This window comes from Pseudonocardia sp. CA-107938 (assembly GCF_050936315.1).
In the GTDB taxonomy this organism is placed as follows: domain Bacteria; phylum Actinomycetota; class Actinomycetes; order Mycobacteriales; family Pseudonocardiaceae; genus Pseudonocardia.
The window spans coordinates 4,657,299-4,680,694 of the sequence record NZ_JBNJNA010000001.1 but is presented as its reverse complement, the minus strand read 5'-3'; the positions used below and the strand labels follow the sequence as shown (position 1 = coordinate 4,680,694).

At 69.3% G+C, this 23,396-nt stretch carries 18 protein-coding genes, 1 other RNA gene and 2 pseudogenes; 6 read left to right on the top strand and 15 right to left on the bottom strand.

Annotated elements, in window-relative coordinates; genetic code table 11:
• Window positions 1-11: 11 nt before the first annotated feature.
• Complete coding sequence (gene boxC / locus ACQEVB_RS23255; protein WP_432980520.1) at window positions 12-1,712, bottom strand: 2,3-epoxybenzoyl-CoA dihydrolase; 1,701 nt, start codon at window positions 1,710-1,712, stop codon at window positions 12-14.
• Window positions 1,713-2,478: 766 nt separating this feature from the next.
• On the opposite strand from boxC, the gene ACQEVB_RS23250 reads away from it, so the two are divergent.
• Window positions 2,479-3,549 carry a LacI family DNA-binding transcriptional regulator gene (locus ACQEVB_RS23250; protein ID WP_432974800.1) on the top strand — a complete coding sequence of 357 codons (1,071 nt, stop codon included), beginning with the start codon at window positions 2,479-2,481 and terminating at the stop codon, window positions 3,547-3,549.
• A 91-nt stretch (window positions 3,550-3,640) separates the two neighbouring features.
• On the opposite strand, the gene ACQEVB_RS23245 is transcribed toward ACQEVB_RS23250, so the two are convergent.
• From ACQEVB_RS23245 to ACQEVB_RS23200, 10 genes are all read right to left on the bottom strand, one after another.
• On the bottom strand, window positions 3,641-4,621 hold the full coding sequence (locus ACQEVB_RS23245) for an amidohydrolase family protein (RefSeq protein ID WP_432974798.1): 981 nt from the start codon (window positions 4,619-4,621) through the stop codon (window positions 3,641-3,643).
• Between the two features lie 42 nt (window positions 4,622-4,663).
• Window positions 4,664-5,707 (bottom strand): leucyl aminopeptidase, encoded by a 1,044-nt coding sequence (locus tag ACQEVB_RS23240; protein ID WP_432974796.1) that lies wholly within the window; start codon window positions 5,705-5,707, stop codon window positions 4,664-4,666.
• On the bottom strand, window positions 5,691-6,518 hold the full coding sequence (locus tag ACQEVB_RS23235) for an alpha/beta fold hydrolase (RefSeq protein ID WP_432974794.1): 828 nt from the start codon (window positions 6,516-6,518) through the stop codon (window positions 5,691-5,693). The genes ACQEVB_RS23240 and ACQEVB_RS23235 overlap by 17 nt, the downstream gene beginning before the upstream one ends.
• The gene (locus ACQEVB_RS23230) at window positions 6,515-7,267 is read right to left on the bottom strand and encodes a maleate cis-trans isomerase family protein (RefSeq protein ID WP_432974792.1); all 753 of its coding nucleotides are present in this window, start codon (window positions 7,265-7,267) and stop codon (window positions 6,515-6,517) included. Before ACQEVB_RS23230 ends, ACQEVB_RS23235 begins: the two co-directional genes overlap by 4 nt.
• 12 nt (window positions 7,268-7,279) lie before the next feature.
• A complete protein-coding gene (locus ACQEVB_RS23225; protein WP_432974790.1) occupies window positions 7,280-7,921 on the bottom strand; it encodes an isochorismatase family protein in 642 nt (213 codons plus the stop codon).
• Between the two features lie 68 nt (window positions 7,922-7,989).
• The gene (locus ACQEVB_RS23220) at window positions 7,990-9,267 is read right to left on the bottom strand and encodes an MFS transporter (protein WP_432974788.1); all 1,278 of its coding nucleotides are present in this window, start codon (window positions 9,265-9,267) and stop codon (window positions 7,990-7,992) included.
• Between the two features lie 163 nt (window positions 9,268-9,430).
• Window positions 9,431-10,141 carry an SRPBCC family protein gene (locus ACQEVB_RS23215; RefSeq protein WP_432974786.1) on the bottom strand — a complete coding sequence of 237 codons (711 nt, stop codon included), beginning with the start codon at window positions 10,139-10,141 and terminating at the stop codon, window positions 9,431-9,433.
• Window positions 10,142-10,247: 106 nt separating this feature from the next.
• The gene (locus tag ACQEVB_RS23210) at window positions 10,248-12,653 is read right to left on the bottom strand and encodes a xanthine dehydrogenase family protein molybdopterin-binding subunit (RefSeq protein ID WP_432974784.1); all 2,406 of its coding nucleotides are present in this window, start codon (window positions 12,651-12,653) and stop codon (window positions 10,248-10,250) included.
• Window positions 12,653-13,210 (bottom strand): (2Fe-2S)-binding protein, encoded by a 558-nt coding sequence (locus ACQEVB_RS23205; RefSeq protein WP_432974782.1) that lies wholly within the window; start codon window positions 13,208-13,210, stop codon window positions 12,653-12,655. Before ACQEVB_RS23205 ends, ACQEVB_RS23210 begins: the two co-directional genes overlap by 1 nt.
• Window position 13,211: 1 nt before the next feature.
• Window positions 13,212-14,060 (bottom strand): FAD binding domain-containing protein, encoded by an 849-nt coding sequence (locus ACQEVB_RS23200; protein ID WP_432974780.1) that lies wholly within the window; start codon window positions 14,058-14,060, stop codon window positions 13,212-13,214.
• 447 nt (window positions 14,061-14,507) lie between these two features.
• Here ACQEVB_RS23200 and ACQEVB_RS23195 point away from each other — a divergent pair, with 447 nt between their 5' ends.
• Both ACQEVB_RS23195 and ACQEVB_RS23190 read left to right on the top strand, forming a co-directional pair.
• Complete coding sequence (locus ACQEVB_RS23195; RefSeq protein WP_432974778.1) at window positions 14,508-15,800, top strand: MFS transporter; 1,293 nt, start codon at window positions 14,508-14,510, stop codon at window positions 15,798-15,800.
• An 87-nt stretch (window positions 15,801-15,887) separates the two neighbouring features.
• The gene (locus tag ACQEVB_RS23190) at window positions 15,888-16,064 is read left to right on the top strand and encodes a hypothetical protein (protein WP_432974776.1); all 177 of its coding nucleotides are present in this window, start codon (window positions 15,888-15,890) and stop codon (window positions 16,062-16,064) included.
• A gap of 133 nt (window positions 16,065-16,197) precedes the next feature.
• Here the strand turns inward: ACQEVB_RS23190 and ACQEVB_RS23185 are convergent.
• Both ACQEVB_RS23185 and ACQEVB_RS23180 read right to left on the bottom strand, forming a co-directional pair.
• Window positions 16,198-16,689 (bottom strand): annotated as a pseudogene (locus ACQEVB_RS23185) (IS982 family transposase); the annotation flags it as partial.
• Window positions 16,690-17,620: 931 nt separating this feature from the next.
• Window positions 17,621-18,257: pseudogene (locus tag ACQEVB_RS23180) on the bottom strand (integrase core domain-containing protein).
• 472 nt (window positions 18,258-18,729) lie between these two features.
• Between ACQEVB_RS23180 and ACQEVB_RS23175 the strand changes: the two are divergent.
• Window positions 18,730-19,269 carry a helix-turn-helix transcriptional regulator gene (locus ACQEVB_RS23175; RefSeq protein WP_432974774.1) on the top strand — a complete coding sequence of 180 codons (540 nt, stop codon included), beginning with the start codon at window positions 18,730-18,732 and terminating at the stop codon, window positions 19,267-19,269.
• A 15-nt stretch (window positions 19,270-19,284) separates the two neighbouring features.
• Window positions 19,285-20,448, top strand: a complete 1,164-nt coding sequence (locus tag ACQEVB_RS23170) for a tyrosine-type recombinase/integrase (protein WP_432974772.1) — start codon at window positions 19,285-19,287, stop codon at window positions 20,446-20,448.
• 192 nt (window positions 20,449-20,640) lie between these two features.
• Here ACQEVB_RS23170 and rnpB read toward each other — a convergent pair.
• Window positions 20,641-21,037, bottom strand: an RNA gene (gene rnpB / locus ACQEVB_RS23165) — RNase P RNA component class A.
• Between the two features lie 230 nt (window positions 21,038-21,267).
• Here rnpB and ACQEVB_RS23160 point away from each other — a divergent pair.
• Window positions 21,268-22,020, top strand: a complete 753-nt coding sequence (locus ACQEVB_RS23160) for a sulfite exporter TauE/SafE family protein (RefSeq protein WP_432980517.1) — start codon at window positions 21,268-21,270, stop codon at window positions 22,018-22,020.
• Here the strand turns inward: ACQEVB_RS23160 and ACQEVB_RS23155 are convergent.
• Window positions 22,013-23,323 carry an MFS transporter gene (locus tag ACQEVB_RS23155; RefSeq protein WP_432974770.1) on the bottom strand — a complete coding sequence of 437 codons (1,311 nt, stop codon included), beginning with the start codon at window positions 23,321-23,323 and terminating at the stop codon, window positions 22,013-22,015. The genes ACQEVB_RS23160 and ACQEVB_RS23155 overlap by 8 nt on opposite strands.
• Between the last annotated feature and the right edge of the window lie 73 nt (window positions 23,324-23,396).

Below are 23,396 nucleotides of genomic sequence, written 5' to 3'. Positions count from 1 at the left end.
GGTAGTGGCGGTCAGACCCGGGTGCGGTCGAAGTCGGCGCGCGTCCCTGTGCCGTACCTGCGCAGCGCGCCGTCCGGCCCGGAGGCGTTGGGCCGGACGAAGATCCAGTTCTGCCAGGCGGTGAGCCGCGAGAAGATCCGCGACTCCATCGTCTCCGGCCCCACGAACCGGTGGTTCGCCTCCATGCCCGTCAACGCGTCCGGCGAGAGCGATGTCCGCTCCTCCAGCATGATCCGGATCTCGTCCGCCCAGTCGATCTCGTCGGGGCCGTCGGTCACCAGACCCAGCTCGAGGGCCTCCCGGGCCCCGATCCGCCGGTCCGTCTCCTGGCGGAGCTTCGCCAGGTGGTCCCCGTCGCCGTAGAAGCGCGACTCGAGACGAGCGAGCCCGTTGGCCATCGGGAAGGTGTCGAAGTTGCTGGCCGACAGCATGATCTGCGCCTCGTCGCCCTGCTCGGAGCCGGCCTCGTCGAGGGTCCCGTCGAGCATGTACTGGCGGTCGCACGCCAGGGCCAGCTCCAGGAGCGCACCCGCGAAGCACGACCCCGGTTCGATCAGGGCGATCAGGCTGCGAGAGGTCACGTCCAGCCGCTTGAGCACCCGCTTGAAGTAGTGGCGGATCTCGTTGACCAGCCAGTCGTCCTTGCTGTGCTCCTCGATCAACCGCTCGAACGCCAGCGTGTCCTCGACCGCGCCCTTCGTGCGGAAGATCCACGTGCCGAGCTCGAGCTCGTTGGCCCGCAACCGCAGGATCAGGTCGTCGAGCTCGCGGGTCATCGCCAGAGGCCAGAACTCGTCGCCCAGCTCGTGCACCCGGTCCAGGGACTCCGGAACACCACCCTCGGGCCCCAGCACCGTGATCTCCACCAGGCCGCGCTCGCGGTCCAGGTCCGCCCGCACGTGGCGGTAGTGGTAGCCCTCCGGTTCGAGGGGTCGCAGGCTGATGCCCGGGACGTCGACCGGGCGCGACGAACCCTCGGCGGCCTGCACCGCACGCTCGGCGACCGTCTCGTCCCAGACGCGCTTCGGGATGGTCTCGTCGACGAGCTTCCACTCGACGGCCTGCTTGCCCCGGATCCCCTCGGGCCGAGTGGCGAACACGTCCGCCCGGTCCTTGCGGACCTTCCGCTTGTCGATCACCCGTGTCAGGCCGCCGGTCCCCGGCAGCACACCCAGCAACGGAACCTCGGGCAGGGACACCGCCGAGGAGTTGTCGTCCACCAACAGGATCCGCTCGCACGCCAACGCCAGCTCGTACCCACCGCCCGCCGCCGTACCGTTCACCGCCGCGATCCACGTCTGGCCCGAGTTCGCCGTGGCGTCCTCGATGCCGTTGCGGGTCTCGTTGGTGAACTTGCAGAAGTTCACCTTCCACGGGTGCGAGCTCTGCGCCAGCATCCGGATGTTCGCGCCTGCACAGAAGTTGCGGTCCTTGCCGCTGGTCACCACGATCGCGCGGACCCCGGGGTGCTCGAACCGCAGCCGCTGCGTGGCGTCGTAGAGCTCGATGTCCACACCCAGGTCGTAGCTGTTCATCTTCAGCTCGTACCCCGGCACGATCCCACCGGCCTCGTCGATGTCGAGGGTCAACGTCGCCACCGGCCCGTCCACATCGAGACGCCAGTGACGGTACCTCTCCGGCGAGGTGCCGAAGGTGACCTCCGGTGCGGCCGCCGGTGATGCGGCGGACGGGACCTCATTGCTGTGGGACATCGACGCCTCAGCGGTCTGGACACTCATGCGCGCACCCTCCTCATGATTCGGCCGGTGTCGACGACCCAAGGTTCTACACTGAGGACAGCTGGCGTCAAGGTTTTGTAGAATTATCTGCATGGCGCAGCTCACTCCGCTTGTCTCCACCCCGGGTGCGAGTGCCGCGCCTCTCGCAGCCCCCTGAAGGCCGCGACGACATCGGCGGCGGTACGAACCAGGACAGGCAACAAGCGCCCCTGGCCTCTTCGACCGACTCCTGCGGAGCGATCGTCACTCGGCGCCGCGACCGTGGTCCCACCGACATGCACCAGCACCACAGGCGAACGCGCAGGCCGGCGCGCAGATCCTCCGGCGGGAGAGAGGCGAGCAGCGGGGCAGCGCCGGGAAGGGATGCTTCACCCGTGACAGCTGCGAAGTACGGGCCGCCGTCGCTGCCGTCCGAGACCGGCGCCAGCGCGTTCCTCTGAGTGCAAGCCTCCCCGGCGCGGGCGCGATTCAGGCTGGCGACCACGGACGCCGAGCCGAACTTGGTGCGGTCCGAGAACGTGACGTCCGGCCACAGGTTCAGCGTCAGCTTCAGTTGCGTGCACGACGAACACATCACCGAGCCCGTGACGAACGAGCGGAAGTCTCGGGCCACCGCGCTCGAACGTACGACGAACGGCGTTGGTCGGCCAGGGGCCACCGCTAGGACTCACCGCCGGCGCCCGTTTGCACGATTGCGCGAACCATTGCGCAAATCGCGTGCAACTGAAACAATTTGGCCATGGGGGAACCGCCCAAACCCGCGCCGGTGACGATGAAGATGATCGCGGAGGAGGCCGGCGTCCACGTCTCCACGGTGTCTCGCGTGCTGCGCCAGGGGACCGATGAGACCGGCAGGCTCTCGGCGAACGCGAGAAGGGTCCACGAAGTGGCGCAGCGGATGGGGTACAGACCCGATCCGTACGCTGTGGGGCTGCGCGGCGGCCAGTCGAAGCTGGTCGGTGTCCTCATGCCCCGGCTTGCCGACGTCGCCCTGGCCAACATGTACGAGGGCATCGAGGAGGCCGTCGCCGCCCTCGGTTACCAGAGTGTCGTGGCGACAACTCGTGATGATCCACAGCGCCAGCGGCAGCAGCTGGCGCTGATGCTGAACCGCCGGGTCGACGCGCTCATCATCGCCGACGCCCATCTGGACGGCTGCTACGTCGACGAGCTCATCGACCATGATCCGCCCTTCGTGCTCGTCAGCCGCCGCTACCGGGACATGGTCTCCGTGACGTGCGACGACGAACTCGGCGGCCATCTCGCGGGCACGCACTTGGTGGACCTCGGTCACGAGATCATCGCCGTGACCGGGGGGCTGCCCTACGCCAGCACCGCGCGCGACCGCATCACCGGCTTCACTGCCGCCCTGGAGGAACGCGGCTGCTCGCTGCCGCCGGAACGAATCATCCTCAACGGTGTGACCGGGCCGGACGGACGGGAGGCCGCGGACCGACTGCTGCGGCTCGAACCGCGACCGACCGCGGTCTTCGCGCTCAACGACTGGGCCGCGATCGGGGTCATGGGCGCGTTGCGCGACCACGGCCTGACCCCGGGGACCGACGTTGCCGTTGTCGGGTTCAACGACATCTCGGTTTCGGCCGACCTGCCGATCCCTCTCAGCACGGTGCGCAATCCGGTCCGGCTCATCGGAGAAACCGCTGCACGGCTCGTGATCGACCGGATCGAGGATCGCAACATTGTCTCTCGCCAGTTGCAGCCGAGGCTCGTCGTGCGCAACTCCTCCGATCCGAGGATGGCGCGACGGCTCGAGCTGGCCACCCTCCGACAGCCGACCCCGACGGGCTGAAACCGCCCATCGACCGGACTCAGGGAGTCGATTGCCTACACGCCTGCCCGGGAGTGCGGGACAACACCGGCCCGCGTTCCCGGGAGAGGCGTCAGGCCGGTCGGCCGCTGTCGAGCAGCGAGAGCGCCGTGCCCCCTAGGACGGCCTCGTGGTTCTCCGCCGGGACGTTGCTCCGCACGAACTCCAGTGCCTTGCGCGTGGACCAGTAGGGGTAGTCCGTGGAGAACAGCAGGCGGTCCACGCCGACGAGATTGATCAGCAGCCCGAGGCTCTCCGGCTCGTTGCACACCGTGTCGAACCACAGCCCCTGCAGGTACTCCAGGAATGACCGCTGCATCTTCGGCCACCACCCCTTCGCCCTGTACACCTCCAGACGCCCATGGACGTACGGCAGCGTTCCACCGGCGTGCGGGTGCACCACGGCCATCTCCGGGAACCTGTCCAGGACCCCGTTCACGATCAATGCCATCGTCGCGAAGCTAGTGTCGACCATGTAGCCGAGCGACACCTCCATCCGGTACGGCAGCGCCTCGGGCGTCCGGAAGGACCGTGTGGGATGGAGGAAGACCGGCAGACGCCGCTCCTGGATCCGCTCGTAGAGCGACCAGAGCCGCTCCTCCGCCACCGACCGGCCGGCGACGTTGCCCGGCAGCAGGACGCCCTTGAGACCGAGGCGGTCGACGGCGTCGTCGAGCACCTCGATGGCAGCGTCGGTGTCGGTGAGCGGGAGGTGCGCGATGCCCGCGAAGCGGTCCGGGTAGCTCTTCTGCGCGCGCGACATCTCCTCGTTGAGCAGGATGCACAGTTCGCGGGCCTCACCGGTCGGCCGGTCGCTGAGGTCACCGGCGACCGACGCACTGACCACTGCCGTGTCGATCCCGACCGAGTCCATCACCCCGACCTGGAAGTCGAGGTCGGTGAAGCGCTCGTCGTAGGTCCAGACCTCCTCCGAGGAGACCTCGTAGACGTAGCCAGCGTCGGTGCGTCGGGCGCGCGGGTGATCGGTGCGGCCGAGGTGCTGGTCGAGCAACGCAGGGGGGTGCCAGTGCCATTGGCTGTCGACGATCTTCACGGTGGGGTCCTCTCTCGGATCGGGGTGCGGGGCGGGCGGCGTTCAGCGCCGCGAACGGGCCGGCAACATGTCCTCGACGACCACGGCACCGTCGACGACGATCGGTTCGTCGTCGAGAAAGAGGCTGCAGCCGCGCATCGGGATGTCCAGGTGGCAGGCGGTGTCGTTGGGCCCACCCAACTCGTTGTTGGGGCCAGTGGAGAACATCACGTTGCCCAGGATCGAGCGCAGTTCCATACCCATGCCGCCCGGGAAGGAGGGCTGCTGGAGCCCGTGCCAGTGGGCGCGCTCGTCGAGCCCCCAGCCGACGTGGGACATGCCGAAACCGCGGGGGTCGTCGAACGAGGCCATGTAGGACCTGATGAGGTCGGCGTCCATGCCACCGCGGATGTCGGTGATGAACCCCTTCTCGATGGTGTACTCGACAGGGCTGGTGATGTAGCAGTTCTGCGGCAGGAGGACGTCGCCGGGGCCGAGGACGATGCGTCCGTCGACACCGTCGTCGGCCGCACCGGTGAAGACGAACGCGGCGGGCCAGTGATCCCAGCGGCCCGGCTCATCGGTGTAGCCGTACTCGGTGACCGTCGGGTACCGGCCCAGCTGGTAGCTCACGTCGGTGCCGTGCGGGTTGGTGATGCGCATGACCGAGGCCTTGGCGAGGATCTCCGCGCTAATCTCGACCCGCTCCCGGTGCTCCGTGGTCGGGAACTGCCGGGCCAGCAGCTCGACCGGCTCGACCACGGTCAGGACGCGTGTGCCGCTGTCCTGGATGGCGAACTGCTCGGGTGAGAACAGCAGGAAGACGCAGTCGATGAGCAGGTCGGCGTTCTTCAGCGCCTCGACGGCGGCGGGGTTGGCCGCCAGCTCCGACGCCCCGACCGACCAGTTGCCCGAGCTGGGCAGCGGACGCGGCAGCCGCATGTGGAAGGTCTTGGCGCCGAGGCTACGGGCGGCGGCGAGGTAGGCGTCGGCGTAGTCAGCGCGCTCGGCGCCCTGGGAGAGGACCACGACCCGCTCGCCCTCGTGCACCGCGCACAGCTGCAGGTGCCGGCGGAAGAGCTCGTAGAGATCAGTCTGGGTGAACACTCGTTGCTCCTGTCCTGAGAAGTTCGTCGAGCAGCACGTCCCGGAACGCCGGCCAGTTGTCCCACGGGACCATGTGGCCGGCGTCCGGGACGGTGACGACCGGGATGGCGGGGTTGCTCGCGCGCAGCTCCGCGGCGCCGGCGTCGGTGACGACCGGGCTGTCGGCGCCGCGCACCAGCACGACGCCGTCGGAGAGCTGCCGCCAGTTGGGGAGGAAGTCCTCGCGGTGGAAGTTGGCGTGCGTCTCGAGCACCGCGGCCCGGTCGCAGGTCGGGAGTTCCTGCGCCCGGATGCGCAGCTCCCGCGCGTCCCAGCGGGGGTACCAGGCCCGCAGCTCGTCCTCCGTGGTGCCGCGGTAGGCCTGGTGGAGCTGGGTGTCGAAGGCCTCGGCCGACGTGGGGTACGGGTCCCTGCCGGGGCCCGACAGCGGCGGGTCGACCAGGACGAGGCCGCCCTGGCGGCCGGGCCGCGACACCGCGTGGGCGGCCCCGATCCGGGCGCCGAGGGAGTGCCCGACGACGATCGGCCGGGACAGCCCCAGGCCGTCGACGAGCCCGTCGACGTCCGCAGCGTAGGTGCCGAGGGTGTAGCTGCCGGGAGGCGTGGCCGGCGTGCCGCCCCGGCCCCGCAGGTCCGGGACGTGCACGCGGAAGCGGTCCGCCAGGGCGACGGCGATGAACTCCGCCGTGAGGGCGGTGCTGGTGATGCCGGTGAGGATCAGTACCTCAGGGCCGGTGTCGCCGTAGCTCAGGACCCGGTGCCGCAGGCCGTTGGCCTCGACGAACGACTCGGCTCCCCGCGGTGCGATCACGACGCAGCCCGTAGGGGCCGCAGCAGCGCCCCGCCTCCGGGAACGACCGGGTCGACACCGAGCGCGCACAGCACCTCGCGTGCGGTCGCCGTCGCCGCGGTCAGCACGGGGAGGCCGAACCGCTCCTCCACCGCCTCGATCGCGGCGAGCGACGGCATCTGCACGCAGGCGGACAGGACGATCGCCTCGGCGCCGCTGAGGTCGAGCCGCTCGACGTGGTCGGGCAACCGGGCCGGGTCGAGGCGGCCCACCTCCAGGTTGTCGGCGACCTCGAGGCTCAGCGCGTCGGTGACGGTCACCCCGTAGTCGGTCACGTAGTCGACCAGGCAGCTCGTGAGCGGCTTGACGTACGGCGTCACCATCGCCACCCGGGACAGGCCCAGCGCCTCGATGCCCCGGACGAGCGCGCCCGCGCTGCTGGTCACCGGGGCCGGGCATCCCGCCCGGCGGGCGCCGGCGGCGATACGCTCCTCCGCCTCCTGGTGTGCCTTCGGACCCTGTGCCGCGATGGCGATCAGGCAGGCGTAGGCGATCACGTCGACAGCGGCGTCCGCCACCTCGGCGGAGCACCGGTCGACCTGGTCGACCATCTGGCGCAGCGACCCGGGATCCACGGTGTGGAGCACGGCGCGGCTGGAGTGGAAGGTGAACGCGGCAGACGCGTGTCGCCCCAGCAACGCGGGCAGTTCCGTCTCCATGGTGGTGTTCGAGCTGGGGACGATCAGCCCGACGCGATGTGGTGAGCTCACGGTTCCTCTCCCTCAGCCGCCCTGGTGGGGCAGCCCCTTCAGATAGGTGACGACGTCGGTTCGGTCCACCACGTCGGCGTACTTCTGGTGCATGTCGAACAGGCTCGCGTCGTGCGGGCCCCGCGCCCGGTCGGCGACGCAGTCGCGTGGCACGACCGGGATCCAGCCCGCGGAGACCGCGTCGACGACGGTGGCCCGCACGCAGCCGCTGGTGGTGGCGCCGCACACGACGACCGTGTCGACGCGCGCGGTCGTCAGCAGCGTGGCCAGACCCGTGCCGAAGAAGGCCGAGGGCCCCTTCTTCACGATGACCACGTCGTCCTCACGACGGGGCAGCCGCGCGTCGACGTCGACCAGCGTCGTGCCCGCCCGCAGGGCGGACATGCCGCTCGCCTTCCGTAGCCAGGTCCCGCCCTCCGCCGGATGGGCGTAGGCGATCGTGGTGAAGACGACCGGCGCACCCGCGGCGTGGGCGGCGTCGACGACCTCGGCCGTCGCGGCGACCTCCGCGCCCATGTCGGCCCCGGTGGGCAGCGTCGGGTCGGTGAAGCCGTTGGTGAGGTCCACGACCACCACCGCGGGACGCTGTCCCCAGGTGACGGTGCCGCCGAAACCGGCCTGCCGGTACCGGTCGAGCACCCCGTCGTCAGTCATGCGTGTTCCGATCCTCGAGGGGTCGGCGTGGGTGCCGACCTGGTCGGGCGACCTGCGGCCGTGTGGCGTCAGGCTGGGCGGGCCGCAGGCTCGGCGGTGGTGGAGGTCGTGCGGCGACTCGAGCCGACGTGCTTGGGCAGAGCCGTGACGAGCACCAGCCCGATCACGGCGGGGATGGCGAAGGCGTAGAAGTTCCAGCTGGTCCCGACGTTGTTCGCCAGGAGCAGACCCCCGAACACAGGGCCGACGATCGCGCCGAGCCGGCCGATGCCGAGGGTCCATCCCAGGGCCGAGGCGCGCACCGCGACCGGGAAGTGGATCGCGACGTAGGCGTTCACGATGATCTGCGTCCCGATCGTGCCGAACCCGGCGATGGCCACCACCACGTAGCGCAGCACCTCCGGCATCGGCAGGCTGAGCAGGAAGATCGAGACGGCGGCCGAGGCGAAGGCGATCAGGGTGATGGGCTTCATGCCGAACCGGTCGCCCAGCGGTGCGGTCGCGATCGAGCCCACCGCGGCACCGACGTTGAGCACCACCAGGAACAGGAGCGAGCTCGACAACGAGAACCCGGCGGCCTTCATGATCTGGGGCAACCAGGTGTTGATCCCGTACACCAGCAGCAGCCCGAAGAAGCTGACGACCGCGAACAGGATCGCAGGCAGGATGTGGAGCGGGGTGAACAGAGCGCGGAAGGCCTTGCGTCGGTCGGTCGTGACGTCGGTGGCGACCGCGGCAACGGGAACCTGCAGGCGTGCCGCCAGCTTCTCGGCTTCCTCGGTCCGCCCCTTGGCCATCAGGAACCCGATGGACTCTGGCAGGTACCGCACCAGGAAGGGCACGATGAGCAGGAGCGGAGCGGCACCGACGAAGAACACCGACCGGAATCCGAAGCTCGGGACGAGCGCCAGAGCGAGGACGGCGGCCAGGATCCCGCCGACCGAGTACCCCCCGAACATCAGCGCGTTGTTGATGCTGCGACGATCTGCCGGGCTGTACTCCGCGGTCAGCGCGATGGCGGTCGGCATCGCCGCCCCCATGCCCAGCCCGGCCAGGAACCGGAATGCGCCGAACAGCTCGAAGTTCGGTGCCAGGGCGCAGGCGAGCATGGCCGTCGAGAACCAGGTGACGCTGATCAGGAGGATCTTCCTCCGGCCCAACGTGTCGGTCAGCTGCCCCGACAGCAGGGCGCCGATCAACATGCCGGCCAGCGCGTAGCTGCCGACCGTGCCGGCCTCGAGAGCAGTGACGCCCAGACTCGTGTCGGCGAGGATCGCCGGAACGGCCGCGCCGTAGACGATGAGGTCGAAACCGTCGCACATGATGACGGCGAAGCAGAGGATCATCACCAGCTTTTCGCCTCGTCCGCGACGTCGGGTCGACGAGATGTCCATTGCTCGGTCCCCTTACCGGGAGGTGGGTACTTGAGATGGGTGGTGCCGCGGCACGCTGCAGCCCTGCGTGCCCTGCGTGCCCGGCGTGCCGTCGTGCTCTGTGTTCTCGCTCGCGTCAGCGGCGACCGGGTCGGGCGGCGGCCAGGAAGCGGCCCAAGACGAGCCCGATCAGCAGGGCGCCCACGAGACCGGGGACGCTCTGCACCCGTTCCTTGACCACCGGCCCCAGTACCGACGACAGGCTCAACTGGGAGCCGCCCTCGGTGGTGGCTCGCCGACCGGTCTCTCGCGGAGCGCCCGGGGCCGCCGCCGTCGCGTCCGGCACCGTCCGCGCCAGGGACGGCGAGAGCACCAGCGTCGGGACGGACGGTGTGCCGTCGTCGAGTCGGGCGGACAGGTTCCCCGCGAACTGCGTCAGCACTGCACCCCCGACCTGGTCCAGCAGGCCGCGGCCGAACTGGGCCGCCTTGCCGGTGACGGTCAGCCGGGTCTGCACGGTGGCGGTGGTGCCGCCGTCGGAGTCGGCGAGTGTGATGACGACGTCGGCGCGGGCGGTGCCGCTGCCCCGTGCGTCCTTTCCCGAGACCTCGAGAGCGGCGCGGCGCTCCCGTTCGTCGCGCTCGGTGAAGCGACCTTCACCCCGGTAGGTCATACCGATCGCGCCGACCTTGATCTTGACGGCACCGGTGAAGGACTCGCCGTCGGTGCTCGTCAGCGTCGCGCCCGGCATGCAGGGGACCACGGCCTCGAGGTCGGTCAGGGTCTTCCAGACCCGGTCGGGCGGGGCTGAGATCGAGATCGTGTGCGTCATCGAGATCTCAGGCATGGCGAACCTCCTGGCTGCGGCCGGACAGTGCGGCCGACGGTCGACACGGCGGCAGGATTGGCCACCTGGTGCCGGTGCGCCCGGGCACCACCCGGGCGCACCGGAGTCATGCGCGTTCTCCGCGGGCGCGCTCGACGAACCTGCGGACGCGCGCCGGGGTCAGGGGCAGCTCGTCGACGAACGGCCGCCCCAACGGCCGCAGCGCGTCGTCGACCGCCGAGGCGAGTGCCGGCCCCGGCGCGATCGAGCCACCCTCGCCCATACCCTTGATGCCCTCGATCGTGAAGGGCGAGAGCGTCTCCAGGTGAGACACTCCGATGTGCGGGATGTCCGTGGCACCCGGCAGCAGGTAGTCGAGGAAGGTGGTGGACTGCAGCTGGCACTGCTCGTCGTAGACGAACTCCTCCATGAGGGCGCCACCGATGCCCTGGGCGACGCCGCCGTGCACCTGCCCATCGACCACCAGCGGGTTGATCATGCGCCCGCAGTCCTCGACGACGTGGTAGCGCAGCAGCTTCACCGCACCGGTCTCCGGATCGACCTCGACCAGGCACAGGTGGGCCGCGTTGGCGAACGTCCCACCGCCCGGCTCGGCGTCATAGGAGCTGACAGCCTCCAGGACTGGTGTCATACCGGGCGGCAGCTTCTCCGGACGGTGGTAGGCCCACCGTGCCAGGTCACGGACGGCCACGGTTTGCCCTGGGACACCCTTGACGAAGGCCTGCCCCCCACCGAGCTCGAGATCCTCGGGTGAGGCCTCGAGTACGTGGGCGGCGAACTCGATGAGCTTATCCCGCACCTGGACGGCGGCGAGCTTCGATGCTCCCCCGCCGAGCACCGCGCTCCGACTCGCGAAGGTGCCGTGACCGTAAGGAGTCTGGGCCGTGTCTCCGAACTGCACCCGGATGTCGTCGAGGGACAAGCCGAGCTGGTCGGCGACGATCTGGGCGAAGGTGGTCTCGTGCCCCTGGCCGTGCGAGTGGGTGCTGAGCTGGACAACGACCTGGCCCGACGGGTCCATCCGCACGGTGGAGGTGTCGTAGCCGAAGATGATCGGGACACCGCGCTTGACGAACTCCGACGTGGCGTGCGCGCTCTGCTCGGTGTAGCACGCGATCCCGATGCCGAGGTACCGACCCTCCTCGCGCGCCTCCTTCTGCACCTGCACCATCTCGGCGTGTCCGCCGTCGACCAACAGTTTGTCCAGCGACTCGGTGAAGCTGCCGGAGTCGTACAGCAGGCCGGTGACCGACTCGTACGGGAACTGGTCGGGCTGCACGAGGTTGCGCTTGCGGATCTCGACCCGGTCCATCCCGAGCTCGGCGGCCACCGCATCCATGACCCGCTCGATCGAGAACGCGGCGGCCGGGCGAGCCACCCCCCGGTACGGCCCGTGCGGGCACTTGTTCGTGGCGACGCTGTAGGCGTGGCACTCGTAGTTCCGGATCCGGTAGGGACCGGGCAGGATGCCCAGCGCCATGCCAGTGTCCATCGTGGAGGTCCACGGATAGACGGAGTAGGCGCCGCAGTCGACGTGGACGGTGGCGCGGAGGGCCGTCACCTCGCCGTCGGCGGTGTAGGCGGCCTCGATCTCGTGGTGGTGCTCCCGCGCGTGGATGCAGGCGAGCATGTGCTCGACCCGGTCCTCGATCCACTTGACTGGCCGCCCGACCTGCATGGACAGCAGACTGATCGCGATCTCCTCCGGGAACAGGTGCCCCTTGATGCCGAAACCCCCGCCGACGTCCGGCGCGATGACCCGGATCCGGTTCTCCGGCAGGCCGATCGCGTCGGCCAGCCCGGTGCGCACGAGGTGCGGGATCTGCGTCGACGTGTAGAGCGTCAGCACCCCCTGGCCCGTGTCGTAGTCGGCGATGCACCCACGGGTCTCCAGCGGGATGGCCGAATGCCGGTTGTTCACCAACGACAACGACACCATGCCGTCGGCCTCGGCAAAGGCTTTGTCCACCTCTCCCCCGACGAAGTGGCGCTTGATGTAGAGGTTGTCGGTCCAGGACTCGTGCAGTCGTGGAGCGTCCTCGCCGATGGCCACCGGGATCGACGACACAACAGGCAGCTCGCTGTACTCGACGTCGACGAGCTCGCAGGCGTCCTCAGCCCTGTATCGGTCATCCGCCGCGACCACCGCGACGGTCTGGCCGGCGAACCGGACCCGGTCGGTGGCCAGCGCCGGGAACTCGGTGGACTGCCAGGTGTCCATCGTGGAGTCGCAGATGATGCCTCTCGCGGTGCCCTCGAGGTCCGCGCCCGTGAGGATGCCGCGCACCCCCGGACTGGTCACCGCCGCGCCGATGTCCACAGACACCACCTCGGCGTGCGCGACGGGGCTGCGGACGAACGCGGCGTGCAGCATCCGGGGAAGCTCGATGTCGTCGACGTACCGCGCCCGCCCCATCAGGAAGCGCGGGTCCTCCTTGCGTTTGACCCGCGCGCCGAGCAGCTTCGGCTGGGCGGTCTCGGCGGGGTCGACCTTGCCTCGACGGCCGACCATCACGCGGACCTCATTCCGGAACCGTCGACGGCGGCCGGGACGCCACCCTGCGGGACCTCGTGGACGTCGGGAGCGGACGCCGCCGCCATGTCCCGTGCGGCCTGTGCGATGGCTTCGACAATGAAGACGTAGCCCGTGCAGCGGCAGACCTGCCCGCCCAGCGCCTCACGGATCTCGCCCTCGTCCGGATCCGGGTTGCGTTCCAGCAGGTCGACGCCGGTCAGCACCATCGCGGGAGTGCAGAAGCCGCACTGCAGGCCGTGGCGCTCCCAGAAGGCGCGTTGGACGGGGTGCATGTCCTCGACGTTGTCGGCGAGGCCCTCGATCGTGGAGATCTCGCAGCCCTCGGCCTGCACCGCCAGCATCAGGCACGACCGCGCCAGCCGACCGTCGATGTTCACGGTGCAGGCGCCACAGGCACCGTGCTCACACCCAACGTGCGTGCCGGTCAGCCCGAGATCGTGGCGCAGGGCGTCGCTGAGCAGCCGGCGTGCGGGCACCACGATGGAATGCTCCTCGCCGTTCACCGTCAGCGAGATGTCGTGGACGTCGTCCATGTCAGTTCTCCAGCCTGGACAGAGCGTTGATGGTGGCCCGTCTAGCCAGGGTCTCGACGAGGTTGCAGGTCTCGCTCGAGCCCTCCCCGCAGAGCTCACGGCGGACCTCCGCGCCGATGCGGACCGGGTCGACATCCGCCGGATTCCGGCCGCGCAGGGCCGACTCGGACACCGTCGCCCGCAGCGGGGTCGCCGCGGCTCCGCCAACGGCGATGCGGGCCCGCCCGACCGTCGACCCCAAGAGATCGAGGTCCATGGCGACCTCCGCAAGGGCGAAGTCACCGGACTTACGGGTGAACTCTTCGAAGGCCCAGCCCTTGCCGGGCGGCGGGAAGCGGATCTCGGTCAGCACCTCGTCCGGTCGGAGGACGTTCACGAAGTGCGCCACGAAGAAGTCCGCTGCCCTGATGGTTCGACCACCGTCCGGCCCGACGGTCAGCAGTTCGGCGTCCAGCGCCACCGCGAGACATGGAAGCTCCGCGGAGGGGTCGGCGTGGGCGATGCTCCCGCCGGCGGTGCCCCGGTTGCGGATGGCGGGATAGCCGATGTGGCGGGCGGCGCTGGCGATCATGGGAAAGGCACGCCGCAAAACCGGTGACTCGACCAGCTCGACGTGCGTCGTCATCGCTCCGACACGGAGGACACCGCCGTCGAGACGGATCCCGCGCAACCCGGGTACCCGGCCGAGATCGACGACGACCCCCGGCCGCGCCAAGCGGAGGTTGAGCAGCGGCACCAGGCTCTGTCCCCCGGCCAGCAGCTTGACCTCATCGGCGTCGAGTCGACCCAACAGTTCGACGCATTCGTCGAGGGAGCGTGGCGCATGGTAAGTGAACGCCGCAGGTTTCACTGCGGACCTCCTCGGTGAGCCGGCCCGCGAACGCGCAGGCCGATTAGACAGCCGGACCGGAGGGGATCTCCCCGGTCCGCCACGCTCGAAGAGCTCCGACGGGCCTTCTCGCGCTCTGGTTCTTCGGACATCGGTTGCGCAACTGTACGAGAACGATTGCACTCGGTCAAGGACGCGTTTGCTTCCTTCTTGATCGGCCCGACGCCATCCTCGCCGAGCAAGTTCCGCCGGACAGCCTCCGAGTTGCGGACCGCACTACGGTGCGCCGCACACACGGGGACGCGGGGCAACGCCGGAGAGGGGTGCAGGGCGACCAACGCGGCTCGCGCGAAGTGCCGAATCCCACATCCGGTCTCCTTGAGCCAGCGACGCAGCTTTGTAAGGTTAGGCATGCTTAAGAGAAGGTTCTCGTTCGAAAACGCTCGCGTCTCGAAGAGATCTGCAAACGTGTGCGAAACCGAGAAGCAGCTCGAGCACGACCTTGCCGTCGGCCTCCGCACTGAACTCGCGGGCGCAGTCGAGTCGCCGCCGGCCACGGCCCGCATGGAGGGAACGCTCGGATTGGGGATCGCGATCGTCCTGGTCGCGCTGAATCTGCGGCCTGCGGTGACGAGCGTGTCAGCCGTGCTGGAGGACGTCCGTACCGCTCTCAGCGCCCCGAGCATCTGGACCAGCGCGCTGACGACCGTGCCGACGTTGTGCTTCGCGCTCATCGGCTTCACGGCACCCCGCATCGTTCGACGTCTGGGCAGTTCACGGACGGTCTCGCTCGCGGTCGGCCTGCTCGCCCTGGGCCTGCTGCTGCGACCCCTCGGCGATGCGTGGCTCTTCGTGGGTGCTACGGCGCTGGCGTGCACCGGGATCGCGATCGCGAACGTCCTGCTTCCCGCCGTGGTCAAGGACTCGTTCCCGCTGAGGATCGGCCTGATGACGGCGCTCTTCACGTCCGCCATGCAGGGCGGCGGGGCGGCCGCGGCCATGGGCGGGGTGCCCCTCGCAGCGCTCATGGGCGGCTGGCGTGGCGCGCTCGCCATGTGGGGCGGGCTCGCGGTGCTCGCGCTCCTGTTCTGGCTGGCGACGGCGCGTCACACCCCGAACGACGGGCGGGCCCGACCCGATGGAGTCCGGCCGGCCGTACCGATCGCGCGTAGCCGGGTCGCGCGGCGCGTGACCTTGCTGATGGGGACGCAGTCACTGGTCGCATACGTAGTGATGGAGTGGATGCCGCAGGTCTTCGTCGGGGCCGGGAGCTCGGCGGCCTACGGAGCGCTGATGCTCGCGATCACTACTGCCGTTGCCGTCCCATTCAGCATGGTCGTCCCCGCCCTTGCCGTGAAGCAGCCCAACCAGGGGTGGTGGATCGCGGCACTTACCGTGTGCGGGCTGGCGGGCGTCCTCGGGCTGCTGACCGATCCCCTCGGACCGTCGTGGCTTTGGGCCGTCCTGATCGGCGTCTCCCTCACTGTCTTCTCCGTCGACCTGGCCGTGATCAGTCTGCGCGCAGGAAACGCCCAGGTGGCGGCGAGCCTCTCCGCCATGGCACAGGGAGGGGGCTACCTCATCGCGTCGGTCGGCCCGTTCCTCTTCGGACTGCTGCACGATTGGACGGGGAGTTGGACGGTTTCCCTCGTGACGCTGCTGGTGGTCCTCGCCGGCCAGCTGGCCGTCGGCTTCCTCGCCGGACGAGAGAGCCAGGTCGGTGAGCCCGGTGACCTCCGCGGCTGGGCGGTCGGGTGGTAACCCGGGGCAGCAACTCCAGCTCAAGCAGGTGCTCGCCACCTGCTCGCACCGCAGGACACCTCCACGCTCGTCGCCGCGTTCGCTCAGATGCTCACCGGCCCGCCACGGCGACCGCTCGACGCCTGGATGGCGGCCGTCGACGCCGATGACCCACCGCGCCTGCACCAGTTCGTGCGCGGGCTGCGCCGCGACTACGACGCGGTCCGCAACGGGCTGACCCTGCCTCACAGCTCAGGATCGGTCGAGGGAAACGTCATCAAATGATCAAGATGTATGGCCGTGCCAACTTCGACCTCCTTCGCAACCGAGTCTTACTCGCCTCCTGACCAGCACAGGGCCAGCCTGATCACGCGAGGTGGGCCAGATCCAGATCCAGATCCAGCGCGCCGTTGACAGCGGCCAGTGCCCAGGTGATCGGCAGCCCGGCCGGGGTGCAGACCAGATGCAGGCGCAGGCCCCAGAACCAGCGGGAGTGGCTGGGGCAGTAGCTGTAGCCGGCCCACCCGGCCAGGTTCGACCGTTTCGCGGTCGGGCGGGAACGGGCGCACTCGACCGGGTTGGAATCCACGACCCAGACCGGATCGGCCCACAGATCGGTGTCGGCAGCCAGTTCCCGGATCAGCCGCTTGATCAGCGGCAATGCTGCGCGCAGGCGCTTGTTGTAGCCGGACTGGCCAGGCAGATAGGGAAACGCTGCGGGCAGCGCTCGCGGCACAAACCGCAGCCACCGCGCTTCGGAATGAACACCCAGCAGCACCTGCGCCACGGCCAAGGTAAGCAACTCGGCATCAGACAGCTTCGGAGGCCGCCCGATCCGGGCAGGCCTGCCCAACCAGTCATCGATCTTGACATACAGTGCGGTCAGGAGGGTGTTGAGGTCTGTCGTCACAAACGGATCTTCAACACCCTCCTGCCACGTCCCGGGCAGGCTCGCCGTTAGGACATACTCGTCTCTAGTTGCTCCGGCCGGACTTCGTGATCTTGTGGCGCGGTGGTCCTGTCCGCGCCCGGGTCAACGTCCAGCGCAGCCGCTGCCTATCGGGCGCAGACCAACGATGATGTCGCCGGCCCTGCGTTGTTCACGCCGTCCTCGGCCACCAGCACACGCGGCGAGCCGGCCTGCATATCCGCGGCACGGTCGTCCCGTGGGCGCACAGTGGTCGCATCGTGGTCATAGGTGCAAGGGTCGTGTCCGGGGACCGGATGGGGACCAGCTCCCCGCACGTTCCACCCGGCTACACCCGTCACGCTCCCCCACGAACGCGCGCATGCGCGTCGGACGTGTGCGAACGATTACCGCTCCCTACTCGGGGTCAAGGGGTCGCAGGTTCAAGCCCTGTCATCCCGACGGCGAAAGGGGCAATACCCCGTATTACAAGATGCCACCTTTTGCCTGCCTTGACCTGGGCAACCACGAAAGAACTCACGATCATGGAGTGATCGTCTTCCGAGTCGCTCGAAGATCACGTCCGGCGGCGTCTGGAGACCATGTGGGGACCAGCGGCCTCAAAGGTTCGAGCCCACCTGTTGCGGCAGGCTCGTGGCCTGCGGTTGCGCGGCCGCCGGCCGAACTCCCGCTGACAGACGCCAGGCGTGTCGCGCCGACCGACATGTCGACGCCGACTTCGGGAAAGTCGAAGAGCCGACCGATACGCCGCGACAGCTTGCGCCGATCAGGTGGGATCACCGCTAGTAATCGAGCGGCCGCGATCCACCGGACGACGACGCGGCGTCCGACAATGATCTCCGTCCCGCGCTGCGACGCGAGCGTCGACCGCATGCCCGGGCCTTGACCCCGGTTCGTGGACACGGGGGGTGGATTACGCCGCTTCCGGGACGGTAGCTGCGTAGGCGTTCTCGTAGGCGTTCGGAGTCTGGTAGCGGCACCAGGAGTGTCGGCGTCGGGTGTTGTAGCGGGTCAGCCAGCGGAACAACTCGCGTCGGCAGGTGGTGGCGTCGGGCCAGGTCCGGGTGTCTTGGAGGACTTCTCGTTTGACGGTGGCGTTGAACGACTCGGCCAGCGCGTTGTCGGCGCTGGACCCGACCGCGCCTCGGCGACGAACTGGAAGCGGCTCACCAGTTCGTCTCCCCGGCGAAATACTTGGCCGCCTGACGGAGGATCTCCCGCTCGGTCTCGATCTTGGTCTTCTCCGCGCGCAACGCGGCGTTCTCGGCCTCCAACCGGGCCAGCCGCTGCTCCGGCGTCTCTGGCTCACCGAGAGCAGACCGCGCACCCGCCGGTGGCCGGCTCACGGCACGGGCCCGCAGTGGGCTGGGGGCCGCGGTGCCGTCCGCGGCGGTCTTGCGGCCAGTGCCGAACAGGTCGAGCCAGGCTCGCAGGGTGCTGCGTTCGATCCCCAGGTCCTCGGCGATGCCACGCACCGTCGCACCCGGCGAGGACTCGTACAACTCGACGGCCTGCCGACGGAACTCGTCGGAGTAGTTCTTGCGGGCCATAGCTCTGGATCATCTCGCTCACTCCAGCAGCTGCTGGATTCGGCGTGTCCAAGATCCAGGGTCAAGGCCCCCCGTCGCAGTTGCGTCGAAGCCAGAGCAACCACGGTCACGACATCGCGTGCCCACCAGCCGAACACGTGTCAACCACAGACCGGGCCACCGCGTGCGGACGATCGGGCGACGTGAATGTTGCGTCCGGCGCGGATTCCAGATGAGCGTTGACGAACGATGGCTGAGCACGCACGACGTCGCCGCGACGTTGGGCGTCGATCCCTCCACCACGCGGCGATGGCGCTCGACCCATCCCGCCGCAAGGCGCCACCATTCGTGACGATGTCACTACGCCGGATCATCTACAGCGCCACCAACCTCGAGACCTGGCTACGCTCCCGCCGCGTGAACCCCGCATGCCCAGCATGAGCAGCGACCTTGTCGACCTGCCCGTCGGAGCCCCCGGCGGCGTCGGCGACGGATGCGACCGCTTCTCGGGGCGCACCCACCCGTTCTGCGCCGAACGGTGCGCGCAATTGGCCGGCCACAGCAACGACACAATCAATGCTTTTCGCGCGCGGCGTCCGCGATAGGCGGCCACGGTCCGATCACCGGAGACCGACCTTCTTCGCGGCCACCAGGCGCGACAATTCGACGAACCGGTCGCCATCGCGTAGACCCTATGAGGGCCCCGCGAACCGGCCCAAGATGCTTTGATCAGCGGCGGCCACTCCGCAACCACGTGTCAGCCATGCAACAGCACATCTTGGTCGCCAACCTCCGTCTTCGTCAGAAGGCGCGAGGAGGGCCAATGGACGACGAGTCTGAGGAACTGTGGGGCACCGAGGAGACGGCCTCGTACCTTCGTGTGCCGAAGGCGACGCTCTACCAGTGGCGCCATCGCAGCTACGGACCCACCGGACGACGAGTGGGCCGCTACGTCCGGTACGACCCGCACGAGGTACGCGCATGGTTCGCGGCGCAACGCGAGCACCACCATTCCGTGGCCGCCCCTCGATGACGACTGAGCGGTCCGATGGGGAGCATCACAAAGCGCAAGCGCGCCGGTGGGCACTCCTGGGATGCCCGATGGCGCGACCCGGACGGGCGCAGCCGACGACGCGCTTTTGCACGACGCGTCGACGCTGAACGATTCCTCGCCACGATCGTCGCCGACGTCGTACGAGGCGACTACGTGGATCCGAACGATCCCACCACCTTCCGGCAGTTCGCCGAGTCCTGGCGCGAGATCCAGATGCATCGCCCGACCACACGCGCCCACGTCGAGACGCACCTGCGCCGACATGTCTACCCCAGGTTCGGCGACCGCCGCCTCGCCTCGATCCGACCGAGCGAGATCCAGCACTGGGTCACCACCCTGAGCCAGACGTTGGCACCCGCCACCGTGCAGGTCATCCACGGAATCGTCGCTGCCATCTTCAAAGCCGCACTCCGCGATCGCCTCGTGAGTACATCTCCGTGCGAAGGAACTCGGCTCCCGAAGAAGCTCCCGGTCCAGATCAAACCGCTCGCGACTCCGATCGTGCTGGCCCTCGCCGCAGCAGTGCCCGACAGGTACCGAGCACTGATCATCCTCGCCGCGGGAACCGGCCTGCGGCAGGGCGAGTGCTTCGGTCTCGATCTCGATCACATCGATTTCGACGAGCGGTCTCTGCGCGTCGAGAAGCAGCTGATACTGCTACCGCGCAGAGCACCGTTCTTCGGACCGCCCAAGACCTCAGCGTCACATCGCACCGTTCCGCTTCCGGACACAGTGGTGCGCGAGTTGCGCCGGCACCTCGACCGATTTCCCATCACCCACCCGGCCCGACTGCTGTTCACCGACGAGCACGGCGACGCGATCCGCCGCACGGCGTTCTCGCGAGAAGTCTGGCGGCCCGCGGTCAAAGCAGCCGGCGCCCCGCCCCGCACCGGATTCCATGACCTGCGCCACTACTACGCTTCACTACTGATCCGACACGGCGAGTCGGTCAAGACCGTGCAACACCGCCTCGGCCACGCCACCGCCGCCGAGACGCTGGACACCTACGCCCACCTCTGGCCGGACTCCGACGACCGGACCCGAGATGCTGTCGACGCGGTACTGCAACCAAGCGACCGGCCACCTCCTACCCCGCGTCGAGCCGCGGCGGTGCGGCCGGTCTCATCTACATCGCGATCGCAGGCGCCGACGCTCTGAGGCACCGCCGGCTGATCTCGAACGATCCGTCCTCGACCTGCGGCGCCCCCGCTGCGGAGCCGCAACGGTCACAGAGGTTCCGCGAGCCGTTCCCGCAGTGGATCAGTCAGACCCTGATCCACACCCTCCTGTGTCAATCTCGTGTCAGAAGAAGGATCACCTGCGTTGTCGCTGCAGGTCAGCGGGTCGGGGCGGACGAGCTGGCCTGTAAGCCGGATCCTGTTCCCGGGCCCCTCGCGGGGCTCCGTTCGGCGACCATCCATCTAGGCCCGCCGTCACCGACGGGCTCGAGCGACCTACCCGCAGACTCGGACGGGCCGCCCTCGAACGCCTGCGCAGCGCCGCCGGGGCGGCGCCTCTTGGTCTTGCTCCGGGTGGGGTTTACCGAGCCACCCCGGTCACCCGGGGTGCTGGTGGTCTCTTACACCACCGTTTCACCCTTACCCCGCACTCGCGCGCGGGGCGGTCTGTTCTCTGTGGCACTGTCCCGCGGATCACCCCGGGTTGCCGTTAGCAACCACCCTGCCCTGCGGAGTCCGGACTTTCCTCGGCGGCGATCGCTCGCCGTCGCGGCCGCCCGGCCAGCTCGTCCGCGTCACCAGCCTAGCGGCTCACGGGCCCGTCACTCGTCCTCGGGGTCGCACTCGGGCAAGGGTGCGCCGCAGCGCCAGCACACGCGCACGTCCTCGGTGGGCATCGCGCCGCACTCCGGGCAGAGACGGTTGAGCCAGCAGACTTCGTCGCCCCCTTCGGGCGTGGATGCGGTCACCATCCCGACGGTAGTCCCTGACCACCGACTAGCGTTCCTCCGTGCTCGACATGTCCCCAGCCTCCCTGGCCTTCCTCGTGATCGCGGGGTTCGTGTCGGGTGGGGTCAACGCGGTGGCGGGCGGGGGCTCGCTGATCGTGTTCCCGGCCCTGCTCGCCGTCGGGTTCCCGCCGTTGACGGCGAACGTCACCAACTCGGTGGCGCAGTGGCCCGGTTACGTCGGTGTCGTGGCCGGCACCCAGCAGGAGCTGCCCGGTCAGGGCCGGCGGTTGGTGCTGACCGGCGTCGTCTCTGCCGTCGGGTCGGCGGTCGGGTGCCTGCTGCTGCTCGTGCTGCCCGGTGCGGTGTTCGACGCCGTCGTGCCGGTGCTGGTGCTGCTGGCCAGCGCGCTGCTGGCGCTGCAGCCGTCGATCCGCCGCTGGGTGGGCGCACCGGCGGAGGGCGGCCCGGACCGCAACGCCGTCCTGCTGCCGGCCATGTTCCTGGCCGGTGTCTACGGCGGCTACTTCGGCGGCGCGCTCGGCGTGATCCTCGTCGCGACGTTGGCCCTGTGCACGCACGACCGCCTGGTGCGCCTCAACGCGACGAAGGGCGTGCTCTCGCTGATCGTGGCCACGGTCACCGTGGTGATCTTCGCCGTGGGCGCGCCGGTGGTGTGGACGGCGGTGGCCGTGCTCGCACCGATGACGCTGCTCGGCGGTTACGTCGGCGCCCGGCTCGCCCGCCGGCTCTCGGAGAACGTGCTGCGCTGGTCCGTCGTGGTGCTCGGGGTCGCGGTCGGCGGCTACCTGCTGCTCACGTAGGCACCCCTTCCGACGCCTGGTCGAAGTGCGCGTCCAGTTCCGCCGGCCGTGGCCGCATCAGCGCCAGCGCGATCAGCGTGACCACGACGCAGCCGATGATGTACCAGGAGATTCCGGTGGTGCTCTTGGTGCCGCCGAGGATGGCGGTGGCGATCAGCGGTGCAGGACCACCGGCGATCACCGACGCGAGCTGGTAGCCCAGCCCGGCGCCGCTGTAGCGGACCTCGGTGCCGAAGCTCTCGGAGATCAGTGCCGCCTGCGGGCCGTACATCATGTCGTGGAACAGCAGGCTGAGCACCATCGCGAGCGCGATGAGCCCGCCGACCTTGGTGTCGAGCAGCGCGTAGTACGGGAAGGCGAACAGCCCGGTGAGCACCGCGCCCGCGCCGTAGACGAGCCGCCGGCCGAAGCGGTCGGACAGGTACCCGAAGAGCGGCACGGACACCAGCCCGAGCCCGGCCGCCAGCATCAGGTAGAGCAGCACGTCGACGCGCTGCAGCTTCAGCGTGCTGGTCGTGTACACCAGCACGAACGACGTGAACAGGTAGAACGGGGCCTGCTCGCCGGTGCGCACGAACATCGCCTTGAGCACGTCGGCCCACTGCTTGCGGAAGACGTCCACCACCGGCATCGTCGCGATCGCCTTCTGCTCGATCACCCGCGTGAACGCCGGGCTCTCCAGCACCGACAGCCGCACCCACAGCCCGACGCCGATGAGCACTGCGCTGAGCAGGAACGGCACCCGCCACCCCCATTCGAGGAACCCGGGCCCGGCCATCAACGACACCACGCCGGTGCCGAGCAGCAGGCCCAGCGGCACCCCCATCTGCGGCCACGACGCCATGAGCCCGCGCTGCTTGCGCGTGCCCCACTCCATGGACATCAGCACCGAGCCACCCCACTCGCCGCCGACGCCGATGCCCTGCGCGATCCGCAGGATGGTCAGCAGGATCGGGGCCGCCACGCCGATCGTCGCGTAGGTCGGCAGGCAGCCGATGAGCACCGTGGCGACGCCCATGAGGAGCAGCGTCGCGACGAGCATCCGCTTGCGGCCGAGCCGGTCGCCGTAGTGGCCGAAGAGGGCGGCGCCCACCGGCCGGGCGGCGAACCCGACGAACTGGGTGCTGAACGCCAGCAGCGTCCCGCCGACGGCGGACGAGCCGAAGAACAACTGCCCGAACACCAGCGCGGCCGCGGTGTTGTAGAGGAAGAAGTCGTACCACTCGATGGTGGTGCCGACCGTGCTCGCGATGACGGCCCGGCGACGCTGGCCGGCGACGTCGGCGGCGCTGGTGGTAGCCATGGGTGACCTCCCTCACTCGATCGTGTCGGAGTGGACACCCGCGCGGCACCGTTCGCAACCGCAGCGCCCCGAT